Raw genomic sequence first — 6,433 nt, 5'->3', positions numbered from 1 at the left:
GAAGTAGAGCCAGACGCAATGGCTGATGATTTCAGCTGGGAAGCGGTGGCGTTTGTACAGGTTGGCAGCGCTCATGGTTGGGCAGCCTAACACGTTGCTGCTTTGCGGCAGTTAACCTGACAATGCCTACCAATGGGCTCTTGCGGCAGTTCTTTCCCAAGAAGACCGACTTTACCAAGGTTCAACCACAGGAGCTTAAGCAGGCTGTTGAGCTGATTAACGGACGACCGCGCAAGTCGCTTGACTACCGCACTCCTCATGAGGTAATGTTCCCTAGACATCAGGATCGTTGCACTTCAGCCTTGAATGGGCCGTCTCAACCCTAAATCAGAAATGTATTTAGCTAATTACGTGAAAACTGCTCATAAGCACCCCGACAGCGATTTATTTAGCCTTGATGCCACGCTCTCCGCGGCAGGCCGTTTGGAGTCCTGGGGGCGCCGCCCGCCACGCAAGCCCTTAGCTGAAGGAAAGTAGCGACATTCTGTGAGATTGGAAAGAGAGCACTATAGCCGATGAGCACTCTACAAACCATTGACTCAAAAGACTTCACAATTGGCAGCCTGCTTAATGACTTCTACACCGTTCCCAGTTATCAACGTGAATACGCCTGGGGAAGTGAGCCAGTGGAGCAGTTGCTAAGTGACATTCACGATGAATTCGCTGATAACGATTCGCAAAACCTTACGGAATACTTCATCGGTAGCATCGTTGTTTTTAAAAAGTCAGATAACACTTTTGAACTGATTGATGGACAGCAGCGTAGCGCGACGCTATTCTGGACCCTCGGTGCTGTTTGTGACCACACAAGGGGTGTAGGCATAGCACTATCCGAGGCGTTGACGCATCAGATTACCTCGGTCAGAACCGATAACTTAAGACATGACCTTCGTCGTTACCATCTCAGCTGCAATGAGAAGACAGGAGTTTTGGAGAACCTTGTTGTCAGCAGAACCGCGCTCAATACCAGTCTGGTAAACCCGTGTTTAGTAGCGAACATTCTGGATTGCCGGGAAATCTGATGAAAGCTAATGTTGTTGATTTAGTAAGCCTTAGCTTAAATTTTCCTCAACCACTAGAAAGAGAACTATTCCGTGATAATGTGATAGCTACTCTCGATAAAAACTTTGCAAGTGGTACAAATATTATGGTAGTAGAAGGTGAAGAGGGGATCGGTAAAACCACCCTTCTCTCTCAATTTGTGCGGGCACATCCTAATCACGCTGTGTCCCTCTTTATCCGCCCACTAAACCGGCTCTCGATAAACCCTTCTAGTTTCAAAGTTGATTTAGCAGGGCAAATTTACTGGGTGATTAAGAATAAAGCCCTTCCGCTTCAGGAAGTTAATGACTCGTTATATGTTCAGCTACTCACACAGCTCCAAAGACGAGCCAAACATTATGGTGAACGCTTTTTCTTCGTTATCGATGGGATTCATGATCTTGCTCGAGAAGATGAACAGGTGAAGGATATACTTTTCGACGAACTACTTCACATTGGAGTACCCCAGTTTAGCTTTTTGCTATCCGGCACCGTTGAGAATATTCCGAAAACAATACGCGAAGCCGCATCTCCGAAGCCACTACTCCTTCCCCCGTTTTCGTTAAATGATACCCGGGAATATTTAGAAGATTTGGATGTTGATAGTCTGCACATAGAGGCCTTGCATCGAATGTGTGCTAAGGGGCTCCCTGCTTATTTGGCGGCTATCCGACGCGAGATTAGTGCAGGTGTAAGCATTGAAGAACTGTTGCATCAGGAACCAACGAAGCTACCTGATTTTCTTGCTCTCGAATGGGAGCATCTTAAGCAGCTGAGTCACTGGCAAGAACTTGTGTTGGCAATACTTGCGTTCGGACGCGGCGAGTTCTCGACATTCGAAATCGCTGCAATTGCCGCGGTTGCAGAAAACGATGTCATTTCCTTTTTTGAGAGTGTGCGCATCATCGAACTTGTGGATGGACAGGCTACATTTCTTACGGAAGGTCATCGCAGTTTTGCCCAAAAACGTTTAGTCCAAAGGAAACCGGAAGTTATTACCCTAATTATCGACTTTTTAACCAGAGATACCCAGGAACTGCGGGCACTCGAATCCTTATCCGATTATTACCAGCAAGCTGGTCGTTTTAATGAGATTATTGCCCACCTTACTCCAGAAGTGCTCGTACGGTTGGTGAAAGAAGCAAGCTCTCTTTACCCACTCCATAGGCAGACACAGTTTGGTATTGATGCGGCTCAACAACTCAATTTATTTGAAGCCATGTTAGGCTACTGTTTCCAACAAGCAACTTTACGTGACCTAAGCCGGGTAGAGTTATGGCGTCCCGAAGTTGAGGCTCGTGTTGCTTTAAAGGATTATGCTGCTTCTCTTTCTTTAGCACAGAGCGCGATACTGCAAGAGGACAAACTTCAACTTCTTGCAATAGTGACGCGCAAGCAAATAGAACAAGGATTAGATGTCGCTCCCGAGGTTAGCGATCAAATTTATGCACTTGCTAAGCAGATTTCACCTGAAACGTTACCGGAGAAAATTCTAGATATTGCAACCAACTTGGTTAAACTTGATCCTGATTTAGCAATTGACTTAGTTGAGCGTACGTCTAAGGCAAGTGGAAAACCTAATTCTCTAGACTGGGCATTCGCAAGGTTGTCAACGGCTGCATCGAGCCAAACTAAGGATGAAACGGAAGAACGCATGGCTGATAAAGTTCGCTCCCGCATACAAGATCCTAAAGTGCAGGAATTTATTGGTGCAATATCGGTTTTTACCGAAAATTACTCGGCCCATGAGGTTATTGAGAAGGTCGAGAAGTTGGAGCTCAAAAATAGACTCTTCATTCTTCGCAGATGGGCAGTTACAAACAAGGATCGCGCTGACGCAGATGCCGTTATCAATGCAGCTTTGGATCTTCTGGTATCAAGTTCTACAGAGTATATTCCCAAGACCCGGGATTTGCGTCAAATCGCCACTCCAATCGTCACCGTTACAACTGAGGAAGAGGCAAAGAAGCTGGTAAAGCGATTTGATGGAATAAAAGGAACAGTAAAGGATTTAGGTACCACAGTTGATTACGTGAGGCTCGAGCTATATCTTGCGGAGGCTGAGGCCACGTACTCTACTCAAGCTGCAACCGACCGCCTACTTGAATTATTTTGGTTGATCTCAGAAATTAAGGATGACTCCCTGCGCACGCATTGTCTAGCCTATTATGTTGCACGCTTTACATTGATAGATAGAGACACCATTATTGAGCAAAAAGAAGGACTACTTGAGGTAATAAAGGAGAAATTCCAAAACGACATAAATTTTCTCCTATCTCAGACCGCAGATCATTATAGGGTAGTGAAGGGGCCGTTAAAGGCTCTGTCGCAAGCTGATCCCGATGCTGCAATAGGGTTGGCTTCACGCCTCAACACAATTCATCGTAGAGACCGTGCTAGACAAACTTTTCTAACATCGCACTTAAACCTGTCAATGGATGAACTCCGCTTGGATATCATAGTTCAGGCGTGGCACGGCATAACAGATGCGGAGTTGCGAAGTGAGGCATTACAGCAGATATTAAAGAAGTTGGCGGATGAAGCCGTGGACATTTCCGAACTCCAGATCAGCAAAGTGCTATCGCTTGTCACAAGCTCGGAAAGTTTACCCCAAGCGATAGAGCGTTGTATCTGCTATGCCCATTCGATTGTAATTCTATCTAAGCAAAGTGTGAGCGATTACCGTTCTCTTCAAGAAAAAATGGTTCATGATCTTTGGAAACATTGGGATGCTATTGATGTAGGTTGGTACAAAGTAGATGTAGGTTTCCAAATCGCAAAAATATTGGCTGAGGTTGCGCCGAGCACTGCAAGCGAATTTCTTAAGAAAACAGAGTTAGAACGTGCAGCAATGCCAATCAACGCACCTGCACCAGGACAAATGGTTCTAGCGTGCTTACGTTTGTTAGTTCGCGCCTTTGGAGGTCTCCTGCCAAACAGACTTGAACAGCAAGAAGATCTACATGCCCTTTCAACCTTAGTTGATCAGATTCCTTCACGAAGTGAACGCATTGGTATTTGGTCTGAACTAGTTCTGCGGTGCTACGGATATAAACGCATGGACTTGGGTAGCTCTATCGTCATGCGTTACATACAACCGTTGCTTAGTGACATTTCAGAACTTGATGCTTATGCCAAGCATCACGCTTTATCTGCTGCCGCCCCAGCTCTCTTTGTTTACCATAGGGACACGACCCTTGAACTGCTTGGTAAGCTGCCAATAAATGAAAGGGAGGATGCATATAGTAGGATTTGTCATTTCCTCCTTTTTCGCAGTTTGCCAGATGAACCACATAGAAATGCCGGGTATGCGACCAATGATCTATCTTATGAAACAGCTAGTGATATATGCCGTCTCTTAGAACTCGTTGAGCGGGAAGATTTACTTGCTGGATTTATACCGCCGCTAGTTAAACACATTAACGAGCGATTTACTGGGAGCCACCAACACAAGGCGTCTATACATGGCCGCCTAGTAGCCATTATTGACGAAAAGCTGCCAGATGTCGAGAACATCAAACATGATGGATATAAAGTGTTATTAAAAGCACATCTGTTGCTCATCCAGAGTTCAAAGGGGCCTGAATGGGACGAGGTTATTCAAGATGCCAACAATATTCCCAACAACTCAGATAGAGCATTCATTCTCTCCCAAATTGTTTCACTACTACCCAAAAAGTATTCTGGCAAACGTGATCAGGTAATTGAACAAGTCATTAAAGCGATTGAGAATATTCCCAACGTCCTTGACAGGGCTGATCGTTACATCACCTTTGCAAATGATATTAGACAAAATGACAAGGGTGCGGCAAAAAAACATTTACAGATCGCACTTCAGTCGATACTTTCAGTGGATACTTCGCCTGAAAGCTATTCTTTACAGCAACGGGCGATTGATATCGCACACTCCATTGATGCTGACTTCGCTGCCACCCTCGCTACAGTATACGATAATGATCCGGCTCGAGAGATAGTACGACAGGAAATTAAGGAAAAGTTAGACACCCTTGATATTAGGGATAAGATGATTAATCAAAATAGTGTCTATAAGGATGACGTTCCTCCAGAACAGTATGCCCATGCTGCATGGATGGCCCTTGGTAGTTTGAATGCAAACCGAGTGGAGACATTCCACACGGACCACTTGCGCAAGTACGTCCAGGTATCAAGGGAGTTGCCGCTAGGAATTGCCTATCCCATTTTCTCCTGGGTAGTAGAAAATACCGTTCGACGTCACAGTGGTAATCCAGATCGGAAGCAGCAGCTTATTGAGACATTTCGTGCGGTACTGCGAGGGAGCCACTTTGCAATCAATTTGGCTGGAATTACCCTAAACAGTTCAAAAGAACTGTTTACCTTAGAAAGCTCTGCAACTATATCAAGCTCACAAGTATTCATTGATGGTCAACGTAAAGAAGCGTTGGAGTGGCTTAAGCAGTGGGTGGAAAGTTCAGCGGAGAGGTATTTAATTATATGTGATCCGTATTTCGGACCCGATGATCTTGAGGTTCTCCTTATAGTGAATTCATTGAAGCCAGATCTTAAAGTTACGATCCTTACCAGTCGTAAACATATAATGAACGAACATATTGACGGAAATCACGATGATGCTTTCTTTCATGCATGGGAGAAGCTATCCGACCAAGATCCCCCATCCACAATCATTAAAATTGCTGGTTTACGTTCAAACCACACCCTACCTATTCATGATCGTTGGTGGATTACTAGCGGCAGCGGGTTACGTATTGGTACATCATACCGCTCACTTGGGATTGGAAAGGCGTCGGAAATTTCTTTGCTTACACAGGATGAAGCAATGCGTCTTGAACACGACGTAATAGACCCTTTTCTAAATGAACAACGTGAGGTCAAGGGGGAGCGGTTAAGATACACCTCTTTCAACCTATAAGCAGTTCGGTACAGCTTGAGGAGGTTCGAGTAGAACCTGACGCATTCGTGGTAGTTCTGCATGAAGAGGATGATCCCTGCTTGCCTGACCTGCATTCACGCCTCCCCTAGGTCATGAGCCTTCATTAGTGTCATGCCGCCTCACTCACCCACACAGGCGAGGCCTTGCTTCCTGATGTCGTTCAGCCTGCCCTCGCCAATGCCCCTCACCCTCGTCAACTGGTCGACGGAGTTGAAGGGCCTCAATTCAAGGATCTGCTGGGCGAAGTCCGGCCCCACATGATTGATCTCCTGCAAACGCTCGGCATCCGCAGTGTTGATGTCGATGCAGCTTGGAACTGCGGCAAGCCCTTCAGTTGGTTCTGGCAGAACTCGTTTCAGAAGCATGTTAGGGTAGCGGATGCCTTGCCCCCACTGCTCCCATGACCAGACGACGGAACTGAACAAGCCCACCAAGCTCGGCTACAAACGCTATCACTGTGCC

Annotated in this window: 3 protein-coding genes and 1 pseudogene; 3 read left to right on the top strand and 1 reads right to left on the bottom strand. The window is 46.0% G+C overall.

The window, feature by feature from the left end:
* Window positions 1-128: 128 nt before the first annotated feature.
* The 3 genes and pseudogenes from AC2VE5_RS23565 to AC2VE5_RS23555 all read left to right on the top strand — a co-directional run.
* Window positions 129-326, top strand: a pseudogene (locus tag AC2VE5_RS23565) (hypothetical protein); the annotation flags it as partial.
* Window positions 327-515: 189 nt separating this feature from the next.
* Window positions 516-1,022 carry a DUF262 domain-containing protein gene (locus AC2VE5_RS23560; protein WP_486890090.1) on the top strand — a complete coding sequence of 169 codons (507 nt, stop codon included), beginning with the start codon at window positions 516-518 and terminating at the stop codon, window positions 1,020-1,022.
* On the top strand, window positions 1,022-5,950 hold the full coding sequence (locus AC2VE5_RS23555; RefSeq protein WP_486890089.1) for an AAA family ATPase: 4,929 nt from the start codon (window positions 1,022-1,024) through the stop codon (window positions 5,948-5,950). Before AC2VE5_RS23560 ends, AC2VE5_RS23555 begins: the two co-directional genes overlap by 1 nt.
* 140 nt (window positions 5,951-6,090) lie before the next feature.
* On the opposite strand, the gene AC2VE5_RS23550 is transcribed toward AC2VE5_RS23555, so the two are convergent.
* Window positions 6,091-6,396 (bottom strand): ComEA family DNA-binding protein, encoded by a 306-nt coding sequence (locus AC2VE5_RS23550; RefSeq protein WP_486890088.1) that lies wholly within the window; start codon window positions 6,394-6,396, stop codon window positions 6,091-6,093.
* Between the last annotated feature and the right edge of the window lie 37 nt (window positions 6,397-6,433).

It is taken from the genome of Aliterella sp. E5.1 (assembly GCF_057473825.1).
Note: the sequence above shows the minus strand (reverse complement) of the source record. Positions and strands in the feature narration are given on the sequence as shown.

Bases quoted from the DNA above. Each gene is read 5' to 3' on its own strand.
- AC2VE5_RS23555 (WP_486890089.1), top strand. From the start codon at position 1,022: ATGAAAGCTAATGTTGTTGATTTAGTAAGCCTTAGCTTAAATTTTCCT.
- AC2VE5_RS23560 (WP_486890090.1), top strand. From the start codon at position 516: ATGAGCACTCTACAAACCATTGACTCAAAAGACTTCACAATTGGCAGC.